18 protein-coding genes and 2 tRNA genes are annotated in these 25301 nt (G+C 63.0%); 7 read left to right on the top strand and 13 right to left on the bottom strand.

Annotation, left to right across the window (positions count from 1 at the left end; genetic code table 11):
- Positions 1-22: 22 nt before the first annotated feature.
- From rpmI to RBA41_RS02870, 5 genes are all read right to left on the bottom strand, one after another.
- A complete protein-coding gene (gene rpmI / locus RBA41_RS02890) occupies positions 23-220 on the bottom strand; it encodes a 50S ribosomal protein L35 (RefSeq protein ID WP_054262960.1) in 198 nt (65 codons plus the stop codon).
- 296 nt (positions 221-516) lie between these two features.
- A complete protein-coding gene (gene infC / locus RBA41_RS02885; RefSeq protein ID WP_306620855.1) occupies positions 517-1134 on the bottom strand; it encodes a translation initiation factor IF-3 in 618 nt (205 codons plus the stop codon).
- On the bottom strand, positions 1088-2995 hold the full coding sequence (gene thrS, locus RBA41_RS02880; protein ID WP_306620853.1) for a threonine--tRNA ligase: 1908 nt from the start codon (positions 2993-2995) through the stop codon (positions 1088-1090). Before thrS ends, infC begins: the two co-directional genes overlap by 47 nt.
- Before the next feature lie 206 nt (positions 2996-3201).
- Positions 3202-3278 (bottom strand) — tRNA-Val (locus RBA41_RS02875).
- A 67-nt stretch (positions 3279-3345) separates the two neighbouring features.
- Positions 3346-3422, bottom strand: a tRNA-Val gene (locus tag RBA41_RS02870).
- Between the two features lie 128 nt (positions 3423-3550).
- Between RBA41_RS02870 and RBA41_RS02865 the strand changes: the two genes are divergently transcribed.
- The 6 genes from RBA41_RS02865 (at position 3551) to RBA41_RS02840 (ending at position 11384) form a co-directional block, all read left to right on the top strand.
- Positions 3551-4465: a cation diffusion facilitator family transporter gene (locus tag RBA41_RS02865; RefSeq protein WP_306620851.1), complete on the top strand. Its 915-nt coding sequence runs from the start codon at positions 3551-3553 to the stop codon at positions 4463-4465.
- Positions 4466-4556: 91 nt separating this feature from the next.
- The gene (locus RBA41_RS02860; RefSeq protein ID WP_306620849.1) at positions 4557-5492 is read left to right on the top strand and encodes an NAD(P)/FAD-dependent oxidoreductase; all 936 of its coding nucleotides are present in this window, start codon (positions 4557-4559) and stop codon (positions 5490-5492) included.
- A gap of 123 nt (positions 5493-5615) precedes the next feature.
- A complete protein-coding gene (locus RBA41_RS02855) occupies positions 5616-6185 on the top strand; it encodes a hypothetical protein (RefSeq protein WP_099878053.1) in 570 nt (189 codons plus the stop codon).
- Positions 6186-6701: 516 nt separating this feature from the next.
- Positions 6702-8837 carry a TonB-dependent siderophore receptor gene (locus tag RBA41_RS02850; protein ID WP_306620846.1) on the top strand — a complete coding sequence of 712 codons (2136 nt, stop codon included), beginning with the start codon at positions 6702-6704 and terminating at the stop codon, positions 8835-8837.
- 1 nt (position 8838) lies between these two features.
- Positions 8839-10086 carry a PepSY-associated TM helix domain-containing protein gene (locus tag RBA41_RS02845; protein WP_306620844.1) on the top strand — a complete coding sequence of 416 codons (1248 nt, stop codon included), beginning with the start codon at positions 8839-8841 and terminating at the stop codon, positions 10084-10086.
- Positions 10087-10346: 260 nt separating this feature from the next.
- The gene (locus tag RBA41_RS02840) at positions 10347-11384 is read left to right on the top strand and encodes a chemotaxis protein CheB (protein ID WP_306620842.1); all 1038 of its coding nucleotides are present in this window, start codon (positions 10347-10349) and stop codon (positions 11382-11384) included.
- Between the two features lie 117 nt (positions 11385-11501).
- On the opposite strand, the gene RBA41_RS02835 is transcribed toward RBA41_RS02840, so the two are convergent.
- The 8 genes from RBA41_RS02835 to RBA41_RS02800 all read right to left on the bottom strand — a co-directional run bounded on the left by RBA41_RS02835 (position 11502) and on the right by RBA41_RS02800 (position 24030).
- Positions 11502-12488 carry an STM4011 family radical SAM protein gene (locus tag RBA41_RS02835; protein WP_306620840.1) on the bottom strand — a complete coding sequence of 329 codons (987 nt, stop codon included), beginning with the start codon at positions 12486-12488 and terminating at the stop codon, positions 11502-11504.
- Positions 12482-13861 (bottom strand): STM4012 family radical SAM protein, encoded by a 1380-nt coding sequence (locus tag RBA41_RS02830; RefSeq protein ID WP_306620838.1) that lies wholly within the window; start codon positions 13859-13861, stop codon positions 12482-12484. Before RBA41_RS02830 ends, RBA41_RS02835 begins: the two co-directional genes overlap by 7 nt.
- Entirely contained in the window at positions 13858-14661 is an 804-nt protein-coding gene (locus RBA41_RS02825; RefSeq protein WP_306620836.1) for an STM4013/SEN3800 family hydrolase, read from the bottom strand. The genes RBA41_RS02830 and RBA41_RS02825 overlap by 4 nt, the downstream gene beginning before the upstream one ends.
- A 19-nt stretch (positions 14662-14680) precedes the next feature.
- Positions 14681-15844, bottom strand: coding sequence for an STM4014 family protein (locus tag RBA41_RS02820; RefSeq protein WP_306620834.1), 1164 nt, complete (start codon positions 15842-15844; stop codon positions 14681-14683).
- A gap of 33 nt (positions 15845-15877) precedes the next feature.
- Positions 15878-16798, bottom strand: a complete 921-nt coding sequence (locus RBA41_RS02815; protein WP_306620832.1) for an STM4015 family protein — start codon at positions 16796-16798, stop codon at positions 15878-15880.
- Positions 16799-16970: 172 nt separating this feature from the next.
- The gene (locus tag RBA41_RS02810; protein ID WP_306620830.1) at positions 16971-21602 is read right to left on the bottom strand and encodes a beta strand repeat-containing protein; all 4632 of its coding nucleotides are present in this window, start codon (positions 21600-21602) and stop codon (positions 16971-16973) included.
- 155 nt (positions 21603-21757) lie between these two features.
- Positions 21758-22447, bottom strand: a complete 690-nt coding sequence (locus tag RBA41_RS02805; protein ID WP_306620828.1) for a response regulator — start codon at positions 22445-22447, stop codon at positions 21758-21760.
- Positions 22444-24030 (bottom strand): ATP-binding protein, encoded by a 1587-nt coding sequence (locus RBA41_RS02800; protein WP_306620826.1) that lies wholly within the window; start codon positions 24028-24030, stop codon positions 22444-22446. Before RBA41_RS02800 ends, RBA41_RS02805 begins: the two co-directional genes overlap by 4 nt.
- A 390-nt stretch (positions 24031-24420) precedes the next feature.
- Between RBA41_RS02800 and xth the strand changes: the two genes are divergently transcribed.
- On the top strand, positions 24421-25209 hold the full coding sequence (gene xth, locus RBA41_RS02795; protein ID WP_306620825.1) for an exodeoxyribonuclease III: 789 nt from the start codon (positions 24421-24423) through the stop codon (positions 25207-25209).
- Positions 25210-25301 lie beyond the last annotated feature (92 nt).

Here is a 25301-nt window from a genome sequence, read left to right as displayed (position 1 = left end):
CTCCTTAAATTGAGTGGTGAGATTAAGCCGACGGCATCATACGCATGACGGACTTGACATCCGCTGCATCGACGTTCGTGATTCCGCGCAGTTGGCGCTTGCTCTTGGTGGTTTTCTTGGTCAGGATGTGACGTTTGAAAGCGTGACCCGATTTAACGGTTCCACCTGGACGCACGCGAAAACGCTTCTTCGCGGAGCTTTTGGTCTTCATTTTAGGCATAGCAGTTCTGTCCTTCCGGACAGCTCCATTATAGGATTGCAGGTGGCAACGCTGTGCTGCACTTAGATGCCTGCTTTCACATTGTCTTCCGCCAGTGAAGGAGGAAGCCGGAGATCATAACACAGAAGTTGCATTACAATGCAACTCGCCCGCACAGAAAGTTGCATTGCAATGCAACTCGCACACACTCAAAGCCCCCCCCTGTTGCGAGCTACGCAAGAAAAAACAAAGCGCCCCTGGCACTTGCGTGGCGGGGCGCTTCTTTGCACAAGCTGCCTGGGCAGCCCGTTCTTTGCTTATTTCTTCTTCTTCGGCGAGAGGATCATGATCATCTGACGACCTTCCATCTTCGGGAACTGCTCGACCTGGCCATACGGCTCAAGATCGGCCTTCAAACGTTCCAGCATGCGGAAGCCGATGTCCTGGTGCGCCATCTCACGGCCGCGGAAACGCAGCGTGATCTTGGTTTTGTCACCCTCATCGAGGAACTTCATCAGGTTTTTCAGCTTGATATTGTAATCGCCATCATCAGTACCCGGACGGAATTTGACTTCCTTCACGAGAATGATCTTTTGCTTCAATTTGGCTTCGTGCGCCTTCTTCTGCTCCGAATATTTGAACTTGCCGTAGTCCATCAGACGGCATACCGGTGGTTGCGCGGTCGGCGCAATTTCCACCAGATCTACGTTCGCTTCTTCGGCCAGACGAAAAGCCTCAGCCAGGCTCACAATGCCAAGCGGCTCGTTTTCCACCCCGGATAAACGCATTTCGGGGGCGGTGATTTCGCCATTGATGCGATGCGACTTGTCAGTAGCTATGTTGTTTCCTTTTAAAATCTGATGAATTAGCCGCGTCGAGAATGAACTCTCAAGCTTTGGAATCGACCTCGTGTTTGAGGCGTTCCACCAGGGCATCGATGGACATTACGCCCAAATCGACATTGCCACGAGCTCGCACGGCCACAGTGTTGGCATCCCGCTCCTTGTCGCCAATCACGAGGATGTACGGCAGTTTTTGGACGGAATGTTCACGTATTTTAAACGTAATTTTCTCGTTGCGCAAATCAGCGTGAACGCGGTACCCCAGTTTGCGCAACTTCGTGGCGATTTCCTGGGTGTAGTCGGCCTGCGCGTCCGAAATATTGAGCACCGCCACCTGCACCGGCGCCAGCCACAGCGGCATCGCGCCGGCGTAGTTTTCGATCAGGATGCCGATGAAACGCTCCAGCGAACCGACGATCGCGCGGTGCAGCATGACCGGCACCTTCTTGGTGTTGTCGGCAGCCGTGTACTCGGCTCCCAGGCGGCCAGGCATCGACGGATCGATCTGCACCGTGCCGACCTGCCATGCGCGGCCCAGGCTGTCTTTCAGGTGGTATTCGATCTTCGGACCGTAGAACGCGCCCTCGCCCGGCAGTTCGGTCCAGGCCACGCCACAGGCACGCAGCGCGCTGCGCAGCGCTTCTTCGGCGATGTCCCAGCTTTCCTCGCTGCCGATGCGACTGTCCGGACGCAGGGCCAGCTTGACGTCGATATTTTCAAAGCCGAACGCGGTGTAGACTTCCATCGCCTGCGCGTGGAAGGCCGCCACCTCACCCGGAATCTGCTCATCGGTACAGAAAATATGGCCGTCATCCTGGGTAAAGCCGCGCACGCGCATCATGCCGTGCAGCGCGCCGGACGGCTCGTTGCGGTGGCACTGGCCGAACTCGCCGTAGCGCAGCGGCAGGTCGCGGTAGCTCTTCATGCCGGAATTGAAAATCTGGATGTGGCCAGGGCAATTCATCGGTTTCAGCGCGTACGAGCGGTTTTCCGACTCGGTGACGAACATATTGTCGCGATAGTTATCCCAGTGACCGGTCTTTTCCCACAGGCCGCGGTCCAGGATTTGCGGCGCTTTCACTTCCTGGTAGCCATTGACCTGGTACACATTGCGCATGTATTGCTCAACCTGTTGCCAGATCGACCAACCCTTCGGATGCCAGAAGATCAAGCCCGGCGCCTCATCCTGGAAGTGGAAGAAGTCGAGCGCCTTGCCCAGCTTGCGGTGGTCGCGCTTTTCCGCCTCTTCCAGATTGTGCAGGTAGAGTTCCTGGTCTTCCTTCTTGAGCCAGGCGGTGCCGTAGATACGCTGCAGCATCTCGTTCTTGGAGTCGCCGCGCCAGTAGGCCCCGGCCACCTTCATCAGCTTGAATACTTTCAGCTTGCCGGTGTTCGGCACGTGCGGGCCGCGGCACAGGTCGGTAAAACCGCCCTCGGCGTACAGCGACACGTCTTCACCGGCCGGAATCGAGGAAATGATTTCCGCCTTGTAGTCTTCGCCGATGGACTTGAAGTACGCCACCGCCTCGTCGCGCGGCAGCACGGTGCGCGTGACTTTCTCGTCTTTTTTGACCAGTTCGGTCATTTTCTTTTCGATCGCCGCCAGATCTTCCGGCGTGAACGGGCGCTTGTACGCGAAATCGTAGAAGAAGCCATTCTCGATCACCGGACCGATGGTGACCTGCGCTTCCGGATACAGTTCCTTGACAGCGTAGGCCAGCAAGTGGGCGGTGGAGTGACGGATCACGTCCAGGCCTTCCGGATCTTTATCGGTGATGATGGCCAGATCGGCATGTTGCTCGATCAGGAAGGAGGTATCGACGACTTTGCCGTCGACTTTGCCGGCCAGCGCCGCTTTGGCCAGGCCTGTACCGATGCTGGCTGCGACCTGGGCTACGGTGACTGGGCCATCAAACTGGCGCTCGGAACCATCGGGAAGGCGGACTGAAACCATGCTGTTCTCCTGAACAAAACTGATATTTAAGTACAAACAAAAGTGCAAACAAAAATGCGGACGAAAAAAAACGCGGACTAGCCGCGTTTTTCATTTTGAGCAAGCAAAAGGAAGCACCTCGACTAGCGTCGCTGGAACAACTCCGTCGTAGTTCGCGGTGTCATAACCATGGTGCCTTTCTCTCTCTTACTCAGTACTGCATGTTCTGGTGGGCGGTGAGGAATTCGAATCCCCGACCCCTTGGATGTCGACCAAGTATTCTAACCAGCTGAACTAACCGCCCTGATATAGCATGAGCGTTGCTGGAACAACTCTGCCTTGCTGCATTTACTACTTTTTACTGCAAAAACTGGTGGGCGGTGAGGAATTCGAATCCCCGACCCCTTGGATGTCGACCAAGTATTCTAACCAGCTGAACTAACCGCCCGAAGACCAGCATTATAGAGAGGCATCCCCGGGATGACAAGCGCTTTTTAAACACCATGTCGAGGCGCCAGGAAGTACCCCGGCTGGCGGCAGGGAAATCGGACGCCTTTTTCCATTACACTCCTGCCCATGCACGCCAAACCGACACCCTCCTCCGCCCACCTGCACGCCCACCACAAGGGCGACGCCAAACATACCCACGTCGCCGTCGGCCGCAGCCAGGGCGCGCTGGCCTTCGCCCTGAGCCTGACCCTGGTATTTGCCGTGGTCGAAGTGCTGACCGGCTTCATCTCCAATTCGCTGGCCCTCATTTCGGACGCCGGCCACATGGTCACCGACGCCGCCGCGCTGGGCCTGGCGCTGCTGGCGCAACTGATCGCCAAGCGCCCGCCCTCGGCGCGCCACTCGTTCGGCTTCGGCCGCGCCGAGGCGCTGGCCGCCTTTGTCAACGCACTGGCCATGCTGGCCGTGGTCGGCTGGATCGTCTTTGAAGCGGTGCACCGCTTCAGCGCGCCGCCGCAGGTCCAGGGCGGCACCGTGTTCGTGGTTGCCGCAATCGGCCTGGCGATCAATCTGCTGGTGGCCTGGCTGCTCTCGCGCGACCAGGAAAGCATCAACACCCGCGCCGCGCTGGTGCACGTGATGGGCGACATCCTCGGCTCGATCGCGGCGATCGCCGCCGGCGCCGTGATCTACTTCACCGGCTGGATGCCGATCGACCCGCTGCTGTCGCTCTTCGTCTCCGTGCTGATCCTGCGCTCGACCGTCGCCATCCTGCGCGACTCCTACCACGCGCTGATGGAAGGCGTGCCGCACCAGATCGATTACCTGCAGGTCGGCGCCGACCTGGCCGCCATACCAGGCGTGCTGTCGGTGCACGATCTGCATGTGTGGGATATGTCGCCGGGACAACCGGCCCTGATCGGCCATCTGCGCATCGGCAACCTGCGCGACTGGCCGCAGGTGCTGGCGACGGTCAAGGACATGCTCCTGACAAAGCACGGCATCGACCATGTGACCCTGCAGCCCGAGTCGCACGACTAGCGCGGCGCCAAGCGATGCTGTAAGCCCTGTCTTACCCGGCAGCGGCGGGCGCACCGATGCCCCGCCCAACGCGCATTACCGATAATGCGGCATGATTCCGTACACCCCCTCCCCCACCATCCACGACACCCTGATCATCGGCGGCGGCCCCGGCGGCCTGACGGCGGCGATCTACCTGCGCCGCTTCCGGCGCAATATCATCCTGGTCGACAAAGGTAACAGCCGGCTCGGCTGGATTCCGGTCACGCATAACTATCCGGGCTTCCCGGACGGCATCCACGGCCAGGAATTGCTCGACAAATTGCGCCATCAGCTGCGACGCTACGACGGCGAGGTGATCCAGGGCGAAGTGACCCGGCTGGTGCGCGAAGACGGCTGCTTCGTGGCCGCGCACGAGGGCGGCGAAATTCGCGCCCGCACCGTGCTGCTGGCTACCGGCATCGCCGACACCGGCATGCCCATCGAAAATCTTCTTGAGGCCGTGGCGTGCGGCGCGGTCCGGCTGTGCCCGGTATGCGATGGCTACGACGTCCTCGACCAGAAAATTGCCGTCGTCACCTCCGCCACCAACCCGGTCGGCCACGCACTGTTCATGCGCACCTTTTCCACCGACGTGACGCTGTTCGAGCGCACCAGGGAGGCCCTGGTCGACCCGGCCGAGCGCCGGCGCCTGCTCGATGCCGGCATCCGCTACATTACCTCGCCACTGCTGGGCGTGACCATGAGCGAGCGCATGACACCGGTCATGCACACGGAAGATGGCGAGTCCTACGAGAGCGACGTGCTCTACCCCATGCTGGGGGAAACGGCGCGCTCCGACCTGGCGGTATCGCTCGGCGCGCAAACCTCGGCCTGCATGGAACTGAAGGTCGACGAGCACCAGTCGACGAGCGTGGAAGGCCTGTACGCCATCGGCGACGTGGCCCAGGGATTGAACCAGATTAGTGTAGCCGCAGGGCAAGCTGCGGTGGCGGCAACCCGCATCCACAACGCCTTGCCTTATCACTTTCGCAACCGGTCCGCATAGGGGAAGCGCTGCACAGCAGTAAAAACAAATTGCGCTAACGGCAAGGTAGTGACAATATAGGCCACGCCACTGGCCGAGCAGGACAAAATAAAGCCGCCAGTCAACTTGCGAAAGCTTACGATCATGGCAACAATCGCCCACGGCAGCAAACACGCATCCCACGCGCAGCGTGGCGATGCCTACTTCAGCTGGCCCATCTGGCTCCTGAGCGCATCCTTGCTCACGTTCGTGCTGGTGGTCCCCTTTTCAGGCGTCGCGGGGATGCTGATCCTCCCCGTCGCGCTGCTTGGCGGCCTGTGTTCGGTGTTCGGACTGGTGCGCGCCCTGCACCACCACCACTGGCGCCGCGCAGCCTCGATGGCAACCTATATCGTCGTGCTGGGGGCGCTGTTTTCAGTGCCGGAACTGTTGCAGGCCACCGTAGGCCGCGCTTCCAACGTGGTGCACGTGATGTCGGAAGGCCAGAGCTTCGATAAAAAAATGCAGACGCACCCGCCCGGCAATCGCCCCGTGCTGGCCTACGACTGGAGCACCGTCGGGACCGATACGACCTACGTTATCTACGATGCCAGCGGCCGCATTGCCGAGCCCAAGGGTCACGTGGCGTGGTCGAGCAGCGAGCTGTTCCCCTTCTCCGAATGCGCCGGGCGCGTGGTGCCGATCATGGGGCATTTCTACCGCTGCGATTATTGAGGACCGCGCCAGCCGGACGGTCAGCGATACCCCATGCTGCGGGCGGCAGGTGAAGCGCCGATTCTCGCTGTCCTGCCTGCCGTCCCCATGCAGGCCACCCTGACAGCCACCCCATTCGCGCTATCCTGAGAGGCGCCCCCATTCTCACTATTCTGCAAGTCGTCGGCCTGCTTTCGCGCGCGAGATGGTCTTGCGGCCAACTGTTATTCCAACTGCAAAACGTGCGTTCTTGACACGACCGCTTTAACTGGCGGGAACCGTCCCCTCCTGTGCTTCGCCACTGGCGGCAATGCCGTCAAGTGGCGGCGCGCGCCTCAATGCACTGTCACCCGCCGTCGCGCCCCATCGCCCGTGCATCGACTTGCGCATCGCCGCTGGCTCGGTTGCGAAACCTTTCCATTTTTGGTAAAATGAGAATCATTCGCATCTGTCTTTACGACAGCGCACCACATCGTTGACAAGCCAGGTTGCAGTCTCCAAGCCAGTGACGATTTTTCTCACGCCAGGAGTTTTTGCATGCCCCGCCGTATCAACACGTCCGTCCCGTCGCCTTCCCATCCACGCCTGCGTCCGCTGGTGCTCGCTCTGTCGCTCGCGCTCGGCCATGCCGGTGCCGCCAGCGCCGCCGACGAGGCGTCCGAAGCGGCCGTCCTGCCGGTCATCACGATCACCGGCGCGAACGACCAGAACGGCTATCAGGCGCGCGACAGCGACAGTGCCAGCAAACTCAGCCTGACCCTGCGCGAAACGCCGCAGTCGGTGTCGGTCGTCACGCGCGCGCGCATGGATGATTTCCGTCTCGACAACGTCAACGATGTGCTCGCCAACACCACCGGCGTCACCGTCGAAAAAGTCGAAACCGACCGCACCTATTATGTCGCGCGCGGCTTCGACATCATCAATTTCCAGGTCGACGGTGTCGGCATGCCGCTGGTGTTCGGCAACATGATGGGCAACCTCGACACCGCGCTGTTCGACAGGGTCGATATCGTGCGCGGTGCCAACGGCCTGGCCGCGTCCACCGGCAACCCGTCCGCCACGGTCAACTTCATCCGCAAGCGTCCAGGTCCTGCCCTGGCCGCCAGCGCCGGCCTCACCCTCAGCTCGTGGAATACGCGCCGTCTCGACGCCGACGTGTCGAGCCCGCTCAACGCGAGCGGCAGCGTCAAGGGCCGCGTGGTGGCGGCCAGCCAGCAGGGCGATTCCTACCTGGACCGCTACGCGACCAAGAAAAACGTTGTCTACGGCATTGCCGAAGCCAAACTGGGCAGCGACACCCTGCTCAGCATCGGCCACGCCTGGCAAGACAACAAGTCCAGCGGCGGCATGTGGGGCGCCCTGCCCCTGTACTACACCGACGGCAGCCCGACCAACTACCCGGCCGGCACCAACACCTCGGCCGACTGGTCGCACTGGGATAACAAGACCAATGGCAGCTTTGCCGAACTGAATCACCAACTGGGCCAGGGCTGGGCACTCAAGTCGACCCTGAGCCACAACAAGGAAGCGTCGCGCTCGAAATTGTTCTACGTGTACGGCACGCCGGACAAAGCGACAGGCGAAGGCTTGTTTTCCTACCCGTCCGCCTACCGCTCCGACCATAGCCAGACCTTGTTCGACATCGGCGCCAGCGGCCAGTTCAACCTGGCCGGCCGCCAGCACGACCTGGCCTTCGGCGCCGGCTGGTCGCGCTCGCGCCTGGACGATCTGTCCGGCTACGGCCGCGGCATCGGCACCCCGCTCACCGCGGCGACCGACTTTACCGGCGGCTATCCGCAGCCGGAATTCGACGAGCGCTTCGATGGCAGCAGCTACGAAGAGGTGCGCAAGACCGTCTACGCGGCGGCGCGCTTTGCCCTGGCCGACAAGGTCAAGCTGCTGACCGGCTTTAACTCGACCAAGGCCGATTCCACCGGCCTGTCCTACGGCAGCAGCAAGCAAAAATCGGCCAGCAAGACCTCGCCCTACGTGGGCCTGGTCTACGACGTGGCGCCGCAGGTCAGCCTGTACACCAGCTACACCGAAATTTTCAGCCCGCAAAGCGAACAGGACATCAACGGCGTGGCGCTCGATCCGATCATGGGCAGCAGCGCCGAGGCCGGCTTCAAGGGCGATCTGTTGGGTGGCAAGGCCAGCTTCTCCGGCGCCATCTTCCGCGCGCGCCAGAACAATACCGCCGAGCAGGTCGACAACAACGGCGGCAAGGCATACTACCGCGGCATCAATGCCGAATCGACCGGCGCCGAACTGGAAGTGACGGGCGAGCTGGCCAAAGGCTGGCTGGCCAGCGCCGGCTTCACCCGCCTGAAGGTGGAAGACAGCCAGGGCAAGGCCGCCAAGACCTACGTGCCGCGCCGCCTGCTGCGCATGTCCACCACCTACCGCCTGCCTGGCGTGCCGCAGCTCAAGGTCGGCGCCAACCTGAACTGGCAGAGCGATATCGAGCGCGAGCAGAAACCGGGCATCGTCACGCGCCAGGACAGCTACGCGGTGCTGGGTTTGATGGCGCGCTACGAGATCAACCGCAACATGACGCTGGCCGTGAACCTGAACAACGTCAAGGATAAAAAGTACCTGACCTCGCTGTACTGGAGCCAGGCCTATTACGCGGCGCCGCGCAGCGCCAGCGCCACCCTCACCTGGACATACTGATATGCGCCCTGCACTGGTCTTGCTCCACCGCTGGTTCGGCCTGGGCGTGGCGATCTTCCTGTTCATCTCCGGTGCAACGGGCGCCCTGATCTCCTTCGACCACGAGCTGGACGCGGCCCTCAACCCGGACCTGTTTCACGCCCACAGCGGCGAGACGGCCCAGCGCCAGATTCCCGGCACCGAACTGGCGCGCGCCATCGAAGCGGCCGATCCGCGCCTGCGCATCGCTTACGTGCTGACCGAGGTCGAGCCGGGTCACACCTCGATGATGTCGGTCGAGGGCAAGATCGACCCGGCCACCGGCAAGCCGTACGAGCTGGGCTTTAACCAGATCGGCGTCGATCCGGTGACCGGCAAGGTGCAGGCCAAACGCCAGTGGGGCGACATTTCGCTCTCGCGCGAAAACCTGCTGCCGTTCCTGTACAAGCTGCACTACTCGATGCATATTCCGGAAGTCAAAGGGATCGAACTGGGCATCTGGTTCATGGGCATCATCGCCATCGTGTGGGTGCTCGATTGCTTCATCGCCCTGTACCTGTCGTTTCCCAACTGGCGCAGCTGGCGCAAGTCGTTCGCCTTCCGCTGGAAAGCCGGCGGGCCCAAGCTCAACTTCGACCTGCACCGCTCCGGCGGCGTGTGGGTCTGGCTGTTGCTGCTGGTGCTGGCGATCACCTCGGTCTCGATGAACCTGAACGACCGCGTGGTGCGGCCGCTGTTGTCCACCGTCTCCACCCTCAGCCCGGACGCCTTCGCCAGCCGCACCATGAATCCGCCGGAGAAACCGATTCCCGCGCTCATCAGCCGCGACGAAGTGATGACGCTGGCCCGTGCCGAAGGGACCAAACGCGGCTGGACGGCGCCGGCCGGCGGGGTGTTCTACGCATCCGCGTTCGGGCTGTACGGCGTCGGCTTCTTTGAGCCGGGCAACGACCACGGCGACGTCGGCCTGGGCAACTCCTGGCTGTATTTCGACGGCAACGATGGCAAACTGGTCGCCGACCGCGTGCCAGGCACCGGCAGCGCAGGCGATATTTTCCTGCAACTCCAGTTCCCCCTGCACTCCGGCCGGATTGCCGGCCTGGCCGGCCGCATCGTCCTGTCGTTCCTCGGTGTGGTGGTGGCTATGCTGAGCGTCACCGGTGTCATCATCTGGGTGCGCAAACGGCGTGCACGGCTGGTTGCCGAACGTGCCGTTCCTGGACCGGTGCGGCAGCCGGTGCGCCAGGGCAGCACGCCTGTGCTGGAGTAAATAGCGCCGGGCGGCACTCCGCCGGATAGTCGGCGGGGCGCCACCGGGACACCGGAGGCACGAATCGCTCCATACCCCAGCTTATGCCCCAGTTGCTGCGCCACATATACATAGCGTAAGCCCGGTTCAACGCCCGTGGTGGTGGCGCCCCGACCTCCTCCTTACGACATTTCCATCACTGCGCTCTTGCGCGCTGCCGGCGCGTCTTGTATGGCATTATTCCTGACGGCACTCCTGCATTGTCAATTCATAGGAATCATATGACGGCGGCATCCACGAAAAAGACGGCGAACGCGGATTCTGCGGCGAAACGGAGCGACTTCCCCGTCATCGTGATCGGCACCTCCGCCGGCGGTCAAAGTGCGCTTGGCGCCCTCGTTGCGCAACTGCCGGCCGATTTCCCCGCCGCGATTCTGGTCGTCCATCACATGGCGGCGACAGGCTCAAACGACGCCATGTTGCGCGTGCTCGCCGACAAAGGGAATTTGCCCTGCAAACAAGCGGTGCAGCATGGCGTTATCAAGCGCGGTTGTATTTATCTGGCGCAGCCGGATCATCATCTGATGATCTCTGAAGCCAAGACCCTGGTGACCAAGGGCGCGCGCGAAAATCGGGCGCGGCCCGCGATCGATCCCCTGTTCCGTTCCGCCGCCATTGAATTCGGGAATCGGGTCATTGGAGTCGTCCTCACCGGCTATCTTGACGATGGCACATCGGGCATGGAGGTGATCCGGCGCTGCGGCGGCATCTGCGTCGTCCAGGATCCGGCCGACGCCGCGTATCCGGATATGCCGCAAAACGTGCTCAATCATGTCAAGGTCGATCACTGCGTGCCGCTGGCGGAGATGGGTAGCCTGCTCACACGGCTCGCACTGCACGACCGGGGAGCAAGTATCCGTGTCCCTGACGACGTCGCCGTCGAGGCGAAGATCGCCCAGCGCGTGTTGAGCGACCTGGAATCGGTCGAGTTCCTTGGTACGCAGGTGCCGTTCAACTGTCCCGGCTGCGGCGGCGTGTTGTGGCAAATGAAGGTTGGAAACCGTCTGCGCTTCCGTTGCCATACCGGTCACGCGTATACGGCGGCAGCGCTGCTGGCGGAACAGACGGCGAAGATGGAGGAAACCCTTTGGGTCGCCCTGCGTATGTTCGAAGAGAACAAGAATCTGCTCGTCCGAATGGGCGCGGACGGCACTGCCAGCCCATCCTATGTCGAGCGGGTGGAGCAATCGAACATCCATATCCGGCGGATCAAGGCGATGTTGCACTCCAACATGGCCAGCGCCGATCCTCTTCCATAGACGACCAATCGTTGCGTAACACCCCGCGCGGCGGCCATCCCACCCGCACGGTCATTGCCGGTGCCAATGGAAAACGTGACGATCGCTTCATCAGGCCCCAGCGCTCCAAGGTCGCGTTTACCCCTGCACCGGTGCCAGCCGCACTGGAATGCGCGCCAGCACGCCAACGCCGAAGTCATCATAGAACGGCAGATCCTGCCGGTGCGCGTAACCAATATAACAATCGCATTTCCTCAGGCGGCTGCACGGTTTTTCAACGAGCATCTCGTCCAGCGCATCCTCGTACAGATTGCCCAGCCGCTCGGTCACAAAATGGCATCGCTGCACTTCCCCGTCACCGTCAACCGACAGCGCTTCCGACCCGGCGCGGCAAGCCTTCCCGCGCGACATTTCGGGATTGCGGCTGTAGCTGAACCACGGGTCCATGGCGTCGAGCCACGCAAGGTCTTCCGGCCGATAGTAACCCGGCCCGCGCCGGTCGTAGGCGTTGAGCCAGAGATAATGCTGCTGCGGCAGCGCGGCGCGCAAGGCGCGGATATCGTCAAAATGCTCGCGCATCGCTACGATGCCCACCGAAAAATGGACGCCCATCCGCTCCAGGCGCTCGCAACGGTCAATAAAGCGATCCATCCGCACCTGGCTCGGATGGTAAGTGCACCACAGCCCCACCTTGCGCTTGTCGGCCTGCTCCAGCCATGCCAGCGGTCCGGACAGATTGGTCTGGATCGCCACCTGGCGCACATGCGCCATGCGGGACAGGTCCGTTATCGCATCGCGGTAGTGGCGCCGGATCATACCCTCGCCCCACGGCGTGAACAGCACGCTGATGGGCCGTTCCTGCGCACCAACCCAGGCGACGAAGCGCGCCACCTCGGCTGCATCGCGCGCCAGCTTGGCACGGCTGTCGCGCCGCTTGGCGAAGGGACAGTACGCACAATCGTAATTGCATCCCGACAGGGTGCCACGGTATAGCAGCGACAGCACCGCCTGCTCCACCGGTTGCCCCGACAGCTGCGCCGGTTGCCCGGACTGCTGCACCGGCTGAACCGTCCGCTGAACCGGCCGCGCCAAGTCGAGCGCAGCAGCCGGCAGCATGGTCAGCATGTCGTGCCGCCGTCGGCCATCAGCAGGCGCACCTCTTCCGACGCCAGCCACGGGCCGATGGTATCGGCATAGCCATAGCCACGGTCGTTCAGGCGCAGGATGGCACTGCCCTCTTCCAGCAAGCCGAGTTCGCCCAGCTCGTGGAGCTGCGGCAAGTCCTGCATGCAATCGCCGCCGAAACGCTGCGTATAGGCCGCCGGGTCGAGCCCCGGATCGGTCAGCAGCGACTGGATCACGTAGCGGCGCCGCTGCTCGTCCGGCCCCAGCGCAAAGCCATGGTGCGCATGGGTAAAACTGTCGGCGTTCAGCGCCAGGTAACTGTCGATGATGCCGATCGTGTCCGCCCGCCCAACCGCATAATCGGTCGAATAATGCAGGTCGCGCGTGTACGAGCGCGCACCGGTACCGAGGCCCACCATGCCATCGTTCTGGCAGCAGTAGGACGGCCCCGTATCGTCAGGCGCATGGGGCGCGCGGAACATGCGCATCGACACCTGCACGTAGCCGCGCGCGCGTAAATGATCGCGCGCCGCCTCGTACAGCTGCATGCGGCTGTCGCCTTCCTGATTGAGCACAATCGGATCGAATGACGCGGCCCCCTTTCTGTTGGCAATCTTGCCCAGCCCCGTATGCTGGCGCACGTACAAGGGATACAAATACAGCTCCTCCGGCCTGAAGGCCAGGGCACTGTCGATGGACGCCAGCAAGCTCTCCACCGTCTGCCCGCCGATGCCGTAAATCAGGTCGAGGTTGAGCGTAGGGAAACCCGCATCGCGGATATACCCGATCGCCCGCGTCACCACCTCGTTTTGCTGCGGCCGCGCCAGCGAACGCATCTCGCCCGCCGCAAAGCTCTGGATGCCGAGGCTGACACGGTCGATGCCCATGCTGCGGCACACCGCCATGCGTTCCGGCGTCACGGTTTCGGGCGAGGCTTCAATGCCGGCCGGCGTGGTCTGCAAATCGATGCCCAGAATATCGCGCGCGCCATCGAGCAGCGTCTGCAACTGCGCTGCCGACAAAAACGTGGGCGTGCCGCCACCGAGCGCAAAACGCGCAAAACGGCGCTCGCCCAACACCTTGTCGAGCACGCGCATCTGTTGGACCACCTGCGCCACATAACGTTCCACCATATCCGGTTGCGGGCGCGCCATCGCAAACAGATTACAGAAACCGCAGCGCATTTCGCAGAACGGGATGTGAATGTAGGCGAACAGGGCCGAGCGGTCCTGCCCGGCCCACAGCTCCTCCAGCGATGCCGGCGCCGCCAGTGTCCGGTAGGCCGCCTTGTGCGGATAGGAATAGGAATACGCCTGATACGGCGTGTGACGCATGCGCTGGGCGAGCGTGCCGGGAGTGGCGGGATGGTTCATGGCGTCGTTCCGTTAAAGTCGATAAAGAAATGGGCGTATGGAATGTTCCATACGGTTTCGTGGGCAATGCGATGGCCGCGAAAGCCATCTTCGCCGTAAGCGCTGCCGTGGTCGGAGCAGACGATGGCAAACGTCGGCGCGCGCGCCGCACAGGCGGCGAACAGGGGCGCCAGCGCCCCGTCCACATAGCGCAGCGCCGCGGCGTGGCTCTCGATCGTATCGCTGGTGCTGCCGGGCAGATAGCCACGGTTGGGCGAATGGATGGCCGCGACATTGATGAACAAGAATACCCGCTGCTGGCCCAGCGCGTTCAAGCGCGCAATCGCCAGCGCCACCTGGCGCTCGGTCGAGTTGCGGCCGTCCACGCCGAGCGAGCGCTTCCAGTGGCTCTCCTGGAACATGCCCGGCAACACGCAACCGAGCGCCGTTTCCTTATTGAAAAAGCCTACGCCGCCGATGCAAATGGTGCGGTAGCCAGCGCCAGCCAGGCCGGCAGGTACGCTCTCCTGCGCAAACTCGTGGGTGTGGGCCGAGGTCGTCTCGCTGCCGCGAAAGGCGGTCGCGAACAGGCGCGGATGGCGTCCCGGGCGGTCGGGCGTGGGCAAGAATCCGGCAAAAAACGCGTGATGGGCCGCGTAGGTAAAGCTGGCCGGGCTGTGCCGGCACTCCCAGCCGCCGGGCGGCAAGCGCGGCCCGAGCACCGGCAGCTCGCCCGCCTCGTACAGGCGCTGGGCCACGTCGTAGCGCAGGGTGTCGAGCGTGATGAATACAATGTCGTGAGTGCCGACCACCTGATTCATGTCGGGAATCGAGCGTGGATCAGGCTTCATGGGATGAGAAGGATTGCAACTGGGCGGCATAGGTATCGTGTCCCTGCCACAGCAGCTTGGGCAGCAGGTCGCCGAAGGCGTTCGCTTCGAGCACATGAGCATGCCCCTTGCGCACGACGATATCGAGGCCGATGACGTGACTTTGCGAAAACGTGGCAGCCGCCGCGCGCGCAGTCTGTTCCAGCGCGGCATGATCCTTTTCGCCCAGCAAGCTCGCCACATCGGCGCGCTGGTTGTCGAGGTGCAGATTGGTCATCATGCGCGTGCCGACCCGCGCCACCCGGTGCGCCGGCTGGCCGCCCAGGGTCACCACGCGCACGTCGTAATGGCCATCGCCGTGGCGCGGCTTGGGAATCCACGCTTCGGCATAGGTTTCCTGGCCCGCCAGCAAGTCGACAAGTTGTACAATATCGGGCTGCGCATTGTAGCTGCGCAAGCGCTTGACGTTATAGAGACGCGGCCCGCCCTCCCCTTGTACGAGGTCGGCGGAACTGGTGGCCTGCTCGGCCCCGCGGCTGTTGCGGCGGTAAGCCACCACGCCGGACGCGCTCGATCCGTAGCGCGTTTTCAGGAAAACCTGATTGAGATGATGCTCATCGAGAACGGCGCGCAGGTGCGCGTAACCTTCGATGGGACCGAGCAAACGGGGAATGGGAATACCGCGCGCGGCAAAGTGCTGCTGGCAAGCCAGCTTGTCCGTCATCAGCAGCAGTTCATGCGGCGCGTTCATTACTTTGACATGGGGCAGCGCCGACAGTTCCGCCGCCACGCGCTGCAGGGCCTGCGTGAAACCGGAAAACCATTCGCCGGAGACGGAAATTTCCCCGAGATCGGGCAGGCGCGACATGCCGATGCCGAGCACCTTGCAGCCCTGGCGGATCAGCATGCCGTGCAGGCGCGCATCGTCACCCGGCGAGTCAATCTTGAACACGCAAGGCCGCTGGGCCAGGCTGGCTGTCAGCAGCGCCGGCTGGTCCAGCCATTCGGCCCAGTCGACGACCACTGCCGCAGGCAGGCCGAGCGCCTGGCGAGCTGCCTGCATCAGCTTTTCCCGCTTGCCGCCACGCACGCCCAACAAGACCAAAGGCTCGCCGTTCGGCTTGCCGTTCGGCTTGCCGTCCGGCATGCGCTCGCCGCCGGCGCCGTCTAGCATGCCCGGCAACCGGCTTTACTCACTCGCGGCACCTTACTCGGAGACGGCGACGTAGCGTCCGTCTTCCTCGTCCTCGATCTCTTGCGGATCGGACAGGTCAACCGTGATCGGCAGGGTCTTGAGCTTTTCCTGCCATTCTTCGGAGATATAGTGGTGCTCCAGGTCCAGGGTTTGCAGCTTGGCCACGTGAGGGCTGTTGAACAAGGCTTCGGCACCGACGTCGCCGATCGTGCCGAGCGACAGGTCGAGCGTTTTCAGGCACGCGACGAATTCTTCTCCGGCCAGCCACACCGCAAGTTCGTCGGCGAGGAAGGAATCGCGCAAACCCAGGTATTCCAGGGTCGGGGTGCGCAGCTTGGCCACCAGGCGCTGGTACAGCGCCACGTCGCCCGAGAAACCATAGTCTTCGGTACCCAGCCACAGTTCCAGATGGGTCAGCGCCGGCATGGTCGATGCAATCAGGGCTTCGACCAGTTCGGCCGGCAGGCCGCCGCTTTCGATGGCGAACGTGCGCAGGTTTGCATGGGTAAACGGCTGCAGCTCCAGCTGGTTGGCGCCGCGCACGCGCAATTCTTCCAGCAGAGGAAACGCGTTGAGCAGCGGCGTCACATCGCTCTGGATGATCCAGGAAATTTCGCACTCTTCGTACGTCATGTCGCCAATGAACAGGGCGCGCAGCGCAGGCAATTCGGCGGCGTGGGCCACCAGGGTGTTGACGATGGACTCCGAACTCTCATCGCAGTCATCGCTCCACTTGCCGATGATCAGCGCGTCGAGCTTGGATTTGTCGACGCGGCCGAGGAACTCTTCGATCAGTTCCGTCATCGTACCCTCTTCGTCGTAGTCGAGTGCCAAACGGTAAACGGTATCGTCGGACAACTCGACCGGCTCTTCGGAATCGTACTCGGTGACCGTCTTGTTGAAAAAGGTGACAGTGCTTTCTGAAATCGACATGTTTTGCGTCCGAAAAAAGGAGAAGCCGATGGCGCCAATCGCCCTGGCAATCTTGAAATTTTACCATGCCGACGGAAATATACCCCTCTTGCCTACATGCAGCATCGGACCCAACAACAAAAAAAACGCAGCCGCTTGCGCGCGCTGCGTTTCCTGTGTCGAGCAGACCGGTTTATGCCGCCTGCTGCGTACCGACGAGAATAAGCTCGGCGAAGGCATCGAGGTGGTTCGCTGTCCACACCGAGGTCATCGCATACGGGTCGCTGTCGCCAGCGCCGGCGATCAGGCTATTCATACTGATAGTAGACACCAATTTGCCGTACTGGTCGATCAACTGCACTTCCTTCATGTTGACGCTCGCATAGTCGGCGATCGTGACTTTCGCGAACGAGACCTTGTCGTTGACGTAATTGATGACCAGGTCCTTGCCGCTGAAATTGGCCTTCACGCCGGCCGCATCCATCGTCACGCCGGAGAAAATGCTGTTGGCCGCGAACTTGATGATATCGTTGCCGCCCGCGGTTTCATAGATCGTGTCCTTGCCGTCGCCCATCGAGATGACGTAGGTATCGGTGCCGCTGCCGCCGCGCAAGTCATCGTTGCCCATGCCGCTGTACAAGGTGTCGTTACCGGCGCCGCCGTGCAGATCGTTGTCGCCAGCATACTTGTAGCCGATCAGATAGGAGAGGAAGCCGCCGACCAGGCCTTCGGCGCCGTTGAAATTGCCGAAGTTCATGTCGAGGCCCAGCTTGTCGGTCAGCCACTCCAGCCCGTCGAAGGTCGCCTCGCTACCCGCGGCAACCTTGCTGCCGAGGAAGCTCGCGCTATCGGCCAGCGCGCCCGCCACGTCGGCGTCGGCCGCGTAGCTGAAACCCTTGCCGATGCCGGCCACCGCGCTGTTTACGCCCGTCGACACGCCATTGACCGCACTTTTCAGGCCGCCGGCGACGCTGAAGTCGCTCAGTTCCAGCCCGCTCACGTTCGACACCGCGTCGAGCGCCTTGCTGCTCACACCGTCGAGGCTCGCGCCCAGGCTGCCGGCGCTGCTCGTTGCCGCCGCCAGCTTGGCCTTGATGTCCGCGCCCATCTTGTCCCAGCCGGTCGACAAGTCCTTGAGCATGGTATCGCCCACATACTTGCTGACGTCGGCAAAGCCGCCGCTCATCGCTGTCCAGGCGCCGTTCAGCTTGCTGGCATCCTTGCCCAGCAACTGGGTAATGACACCCCAGCCCATGCCCATCATCACATCGTCGCCATTGCCGCCGCTGATGTAGGTGCCGCCGTTGGTGGCGAACACCGTATCGTTGCCCTCGCCGCCCAGCAACACGTTGCCGATCAAATTCACCTTGCTCAGATTGCCGCTGGTCAAAGCCTTGATTTGGGACGAGGCGAAGTTGTAGTTCATGGCGGCGCCGACCCAGTCGCCGATCGACTCATAGTCGTTCTCGACCAGGCTTTCGACGGCATTGAACACCGTCATTTCCGACAGGCCGATGATGACGTCGTTGCCCGCACCGCCGACGACGATATTGTTTTGCGCCGCCGAGACAATCAGGTCGTCGCCGTCGCCGCCCATGCCGATCGTGCTGGTGCCGGCCAGGATCAGGCTATCGTTGCCGCTGCCGGTGTGCACGAAATTGAAGCCCGTGTCCACATTGAGCTTGGTCGAGGACACCACTTCGTTGGCGCCATTCGTGGTTTCGCTCTTGTAGTCGAGCTTGCTGCCGGCATTGACCACGATCACGGTATCGTTGCCGCTGTCGGTGACGAGCACATTGTGGGTGCCGTACACCAGGGCGGTATCGTCGCCGCCGCCGGTCCAGGCCACGTTCGACTGGGTGTCGAACTTGGTGGTACTGGTGGTCGTGGTATCGGCGCCCTCTTCGCCGGTTTCGGTGGTCTTTTCCTGCGAACCGTACGATGCCATGACCAGCACATCCTTGCCGCTGCCGCTGATGGCGATATTGTTCTTGCCCACCACGGTCATGACATTGTTGCCGTCGCCGCCCAGCACCACGTTCAGGTTCGACTTGGTGGTGCCGACCGAGCCGACCGCAATCGCGGTGAGCACGTCGTTGCCGCTGCCGCCGCTGATCAGGTTACCCTTGCCGATGGCGGTGACGACGTTGTTGCCCTCGCCCGCCACCACCGCGTTGTACGAGCCGAGCGCGGTCACCACATCGTTGCCGGCGCCGGTCACGATGCCGGTCTTGCTGCCAATCGCGTTGATGACGTCGTTACCGGCGCCGGTCGCCAGCAGATTATTGCTGCCCAGTGCAGTGATGACGGTCGCGCCGCTGCCGCCGACCACCACATTGTTCTTGCCCATCACGATCACCACTTCGGTGCCGCCCTGGTTGCTGGCGACGCCGCCGAGCCCGGCCTTGCCGACCAGGTCGATGGCCGCGACGCCGGAGGCAATCGCATCGATCAAGCCGACCGCGGTGGCGGCCACTTCGGCGTAATTGCCGGTCACGATCAGGTTATTGTTGCCGGCCGCGGTGACGATATCGACGCCGCCGTCCGCCCACACGATATTGTTCGAACCCGCCGTGGTCACCACGTCGTTGCCCGCGCCCGCCCACACCACATTGGTCGAGCCCAGGGTGGTGATGACATCGTTGCCGGTGCCGGTGTAGACCACGTTGGCCGAGCCGATCGCGGTGACGATATCGTTGCCGTCGCCCTTGGCCAGGTTGTTGCCGAGGAATTTGGAGATCGCGCTGGTGGCGCTGCCGGCAGTGGCCTTGTCCAGCTTTTTGGCCAGATCCGTGATGCCTTCGCCCACGCCGGTCAGTACCACATTCGCGTTGCCCAGTGTGGTGACCACGTTGTTGCCGGCCGTATTGATCACCAGGTTGTTCGCGCCGATGGCCGTGGTGACGTTGTTGCCGCCGTTGGCCAGCACCACGTTATTGCCGCCGATGGCGGCGACCACATCGTTCTGGGCACCGGTATAGATGACGTTGGTGCCGCCGACGGCGATCACCACATCCTTGCCGCTGCCGCTCTGGATGGCACCGGTCAGCTTGCCGGTGGCGCTGTTGATCGCCGTGGCGATGGTCTTGTCCGGCACCGAGCCGGCCAGCACCTTGCCCAGGCCGCCGCTGGCGGCATCGAGCATGCCGCCCACTTCGGTCAGGATGACGTTGGCGCCGCCGACCGCCGCAATCGTGTTGCCGCCCACGGTGCTGGCAACCAGGTTGCCCATGCCAGCGGCCAGCACGGTGTTATTGCCGCCGTTCGTCAGCACCACGTTGGTATTGCCGACCGCCGCCGTCAGGTTCGACCCGCCATTGCTCACCAGCGCATTGGTATTGCCGAGCGCGCCAATCTTGTTGCTGCCGCCGCCGCTGTAGACCACGTTCAGCAAGCCACCCGCGAGGATGCTGTTGCTGCCGCCGGCACTGCCGATCACGTTGCCGCCGCCGCCGGCGATGATGTTGTCGTTGCCGTCGCCGGCGACCACCACGTTGACCCCGCCCAGTACCACCAGCTTGTCGTTGCCGTTGCCGATGTTCAGGGTATTGGTGCCGCCGTAAGCGTTGATCTTGTCGTGGCCGTTGCCGGTCGTCACGATGTTGGCGCCGCCGCCCACGGTGACGTTGTTGTCGCCGTGGCCAATTGAAACGGTATTGACGCCGCCCATGGCGACCACGGTATCGTTCCCGTCGCCCGCCTTGATCACGTTCGACAAGCCTGCCGCGTTGGCGTTGTTGTTGCCGCTGCCCAGTTCCAGCACGTTCGAGCCGCCCTTGGCGGTGACGCTGTCGTCGTTGTTGCCGGTGCGAACAACGTTCGACGCGCCATCGACCTTGACCGTGTCGTTGCCGTCGCCGGTATCGATGATATTGCTGGCGCTGTTGGCAATGACTTCATCGTTGCCCTGGCCGGTGCTGATCTCGTTCGACACGGCGCCCACGGTCACCTTGTCGGCGCCATTGCCGGTCCTGATCTTGTTGGCGATACCGTCCGCCTTGATGACGTTGGCGCCGTCGCCGGCGTTGACCACATTCTTGCCGCCGCCGACCGTGATGCGGTCGTTGCCGTTGCCGGCGTTGACCACATTGCTGCCGCCGCTCAGGTTGACCGTATTGTTGCCGTTGCCAACGTTCACGTTGTTGCTGGCGCCGGTCATGTCGACCTTGTCGTCGCCGTCATTGGTGTTGATGTTGTTCCTGGCGCCGTTGCCGGTGACGGTATCGTTGCCGCCGCCGGTGGTGACCGAGCCCGACAAGGCGTTGTAGCTGATGGTGTTGTTGCCGTGCCAATCGGTCACCTTGACCACGCCGCCAGCCGCCACATTGATGCGGTCGTTGCCGCCACCGCCATCGATCTCGGCGCTCGCGCCGGCGCCGATCGAAATGGTATCGTCGCCTTCGCCACCGATCAGGACGTTGTCCGCGCCAGCGCTGACGGACAGATTGTCGTTGCCGTTACCGCCGTCGAGCTTGTTGTAGCCGCCGACCTGCACGCTGAGCGTATCGTCGCCGTCTTCGCCCTTGAGCACGTTGTAGGCCCCGGCCGTGACGCGCAGGGTATCGTTGCCGCCGCCGCCGTACAAAAAGTTGCCGCCGGCCGAGCTGGACGTGAAATTGTCGTTACCGTTGCCGAAATTCTTCTTTGTATAGCCCAGTTCCGCAATGTCCTCGGCGATATCGCGCGCCACGTCGCCCATGCCTTCGAAGCTGTTGCCGATGTCGTCGATGCCGCCGCCGATATCCTTGACCGTGTCGTTGACGACGTCGTTAAACGACTTGCCGACCTTCTTGACCGTTTTCTTGACCCATTTTCCGATACCCATTTTCTCTCCCTAGTACATAGAATGGCAACGGATGGACCTTGGTGTCGTGTCGCATCGCCGTTTGCCGAGCTTGTATATTGACGAGCAAATGTGGCGCAATTATGGCGCCCCGTAGGGCAGAGGGGCAATAAAATATGGCGTCAGGGCAATATTAATCAGGCCGGCTGGCATTCAAAGCGGTAGCCGACCCCGTACACGGAGTGAATCAATTCCTGGTCGGCAACCTGCTGGGATAGCTTTTTGCGCAAATTCTTGATCTGGCTGTCGATGGCGCGGTCGAAGCGTTCGCTGCCGGCTTCAAAAGCGAGCTCCAGCAGTTGCGCGCGCGAAAAGATGCGGCCCGGCTGGCGCGCCATCACGCTCAGCAGGCGGAATTGCTGCGCCGTCAGTTCCAGCCGCGCCCCATTCCAGGTGGCGCACTGGCGCTCCTCGTCGATCGACAGCGCGCTGGTGGGCGTGCGCGGCCCGGCCGCAGCCTTGCCGCGCCGCCGCAGGCACACTTGCGCGCGCGCCACCAGTTCGCGCGGGCTGAACGGCTTGCACAGATAATCGTCGGCACCCATGTCGAAGCCGAGCAGGCGGTCGATTTCCTCCACCCGCGCGGTCACCATGATCACCGGCACGTCGGTAAAGACGCGCAGCTGGCTGCACACCGCGGTGCCGTCCAGGCCGGGCAGCATCAGGTCGAGCAAGACCAGGTCCGGCGCGTTGGCGCGCACCCAGTCGACCACCTCGTCGCCGCGCAGCAAATGATGGGTGCGCATGCCGGCCTGCTCCAGGTAAGCAAGCTGGATCTCGGCAATCCGCGGTTCATCCTCGACCAGCAAAACGAGGGGTAATGTCATGGGCAATCTCCGTGGTGGGCGAGCGGCGCGCGGGCCGGCAGCAGGATATCGATGCGCAAGCCGCCCAAGGGCGAATGGCTGGCCTGCATGCGGCCGCCGTGCCCGCCGATGATGGCGTCGCAGATCGCCAGGCCCAGCCCGGAACCGCCGCTGGCCCGGCTGCGCGACTCGTCGACGCGGTAGAAACGCTCGAACAGGCGCGGCAGCGCGGCATCCGGCACGCCAGGGGCGGAATCCTCGACGCTGACGACAATGTGCGGGCCGTCCAGCGCCAGCCCAATCTGCAACTGTCCACCGGCATCGGTGTAGCGCAGCGAATTGCCGAGCAGATTGGACAGCACCTGGCCGAGGCGCTGGCGGTCGCCCTGGGCCACGCAGCCGGACGGCAGAGTGTCGACCAGGCTGTAGCGCAGCGGATGGCTGGCAAGGCGTAGCGCGAAGGCGGCCGCTACCTCAGCGCACAGCTCGGCCAGATCGACCGCCTGGCACTGCAGCGCCTGGGCACCCGCGTCGGCACGCGCCAGCACGTGCAGGTCGGACACCAGCCTTTCCATTTCCTTGACAGTGTCCGACAGCACCGCCAGATTGGCCGGCGTGGCCGCGATGATGCCGTCCTGCATGGCGTCGAGATGGGTGGCCAGGATGGTAATCGGCGTGCGCAACTCGTGCGAGGTATCGGCCACCCACTGCACCCGGGCCGCCTCGCCCGACTCCAGTTTGCGCAGCAGCATCTTGTTGCGCAATCCGCGCGCGCGCAGCAGCCATGTGGCCGCGCCGACGACCAGCAATACGGCCAGCATCAGCAGGCGCAGCGCCAGCGAATACGGGCGCGGCTGGTCCCAGCCGCCGCGCAGGCGCGCGCCGATCTCCCAGAAACCGTCGGGCGTGGCGATCAGCGTTGTTTCCGGCGATCCAGCGAAGGTGGCCGCCATGCCGTGGAACGCGGCTCCTGGCGCGCCAGTCGGACTGATATGGCGCAGCGCGACGTCGATGTCCGCCCCGGCCAGCAGTGGCCGGGCGGGCAGGATGAAGCCCTCGTAATCGATGACGGCGCTGACAAAGCCCCAAAATTGCAGGCGGCTCTCCGGGTCCAGGTAGACCGGGCGGCGCGCCAGCATGCCGATCGCGCCATCGCTGAGCTGCATCGGCCCGGCCAGCCGAACGGTGCCTTCGCGCGCGCCTTGCTCCACCCTGGCCATGGCGCTCTCGCCTGGCATCGCGTGCAACTCGCGGGCTTGCTCGGGAGGAAACACGTGGCTCACCACCGCATGCGGCGACAGCGCCAGGGTGCGCACCGCGGGCGCCTCCTTGAGCAGGCTTTGGCCAAGGCGCTGGAATTGCAGCGCCGTCAGGTCCGGTTTCAGCTGGATCACGGCCGCGCTCGCCGCCAGCGGTGCCAGGTGCAGGTGCAGCCGCTGTTCCAGCATCGAGCGCAGCGCCGCGACCTGTTCGGCCACCCGGGCGCGCTCGCGCGCGTGGAAGGATTGCGTAGCGAGCCAGTCCAGCCGCAGGCAGGTGGCGCCGACCACCAGGCAGACCACGGCCGTGCGCGCCAGGGGTGTGCTGTGCCAGCGTGGGGTCATGGGAAAGTGAACAACAGCGTACCTCGGGAATGCGCGCGTCGGTGCGCCAGGGAAAGCAATTCTATCCGAAACTATCAATTCCTAAAAGCAATCTCTAGGCGGTAAGTTGTTAATGCGTCACGCTGATGTGCCCTTGTATAATTGCAATTTATACAACAACATCGACCCCGCCTGGTCCTCCGGAGCCCGCCATTCTGACCGGCGGCGACGACATTGTCGGCTTCGTCGCGATGACGGTCACGCCCCCGATCGGGGATGCGCAGCCGGAAGGCTACTGGCCGCCGGAGGAATAAGGCGCGCGGCCCAAGGCCATCGCGCGCTACTAATGTGCGGCAGCCGATGCGCATCTGCGTTCAAAATAGCATTACTGATACTTCACGCGGAGACCCCATGCGCATCGCCACCTTCAATGTCAACGGCATCGGCAGCCGGCTTCCCGCCCTGCTGCAATGGCTGGAAGAAACCCGGCCGGACGTCGCCTGCCTGCAGGAACTCAAGGCGCCCCAGGAAAAATTCCCGCAAGCGGCGATGAACGAAGCCGGCTACCAGGCGCTCTGGATCGGCCAGAAGAGCTGGAATGGCGTGGCGATCCTGGCGCGCGGCACCACGCCGGTCGAAGTGCGGCGCGGCTTGCCGGGCGACGATGCGGATGAGCAAAGCCGCTACCTGGAAGCGGCCATCGACGGCGTGCTGGTCGCCTGCCTGTACCTTCCCAACGGCAATCCATCTCCCGGACCCAAGTTCGACTACAAGCTGGCCTGGTTCGAGCGCCTGATTACCCACGCCGAAGGCTTGCTGGCCAGCGGCGCCCCGGTGGTGCTGGCGGGCGACTTCAACGCCATCCCGACCGAACTCGATGTCTACAAGCCCGAGCGCTGGGTGACCGACGCCCTGTTCCGGCCCGAAACGCGCGAAGCCTTCCACCGCCTGATGGCGCAGGGCTGGACCGATGCGCTGCGCACCATGCATCCGGACGAACGCATTTTCACCTTCTGGGATTACTTCCGCGATGCGTACGGGCGCGATGCCGGCCTGCGCATCGATCACCTGCTGCTCAGTCCCATGCTGGCCGGCGCGCTGACGGCGGCCAATGTCGACCGCGACGTGCGCGGACGCGAAAAGCCGAGCGACCATGCGCCGACCTGGATTGAACTGGATAGGAAGAAAATAGCGAGATAGCGCCGCTCTCGTGCAAACGCGCTTCACGCGTGAAATAAAGATGACTGGCGATGGCAATACGCCGCGGCGAAACGCTATGATATCGCCCGTCA

The organism is Massilia scottii, from assembly GCF_030846495.1.
Taxonomy (GTDB): domain Bacteria; phylum Pseudomonadota; class Gammaproteobacteria; order Burkholderiales; family Burkholderiaceae_D; genus Telluria_A; species Telluria_A violaceinigra.
Note: the sequence above shows the minus strand (reverse complement) of the source record. Positions and strands in the feature narration are given on the sequence as shown.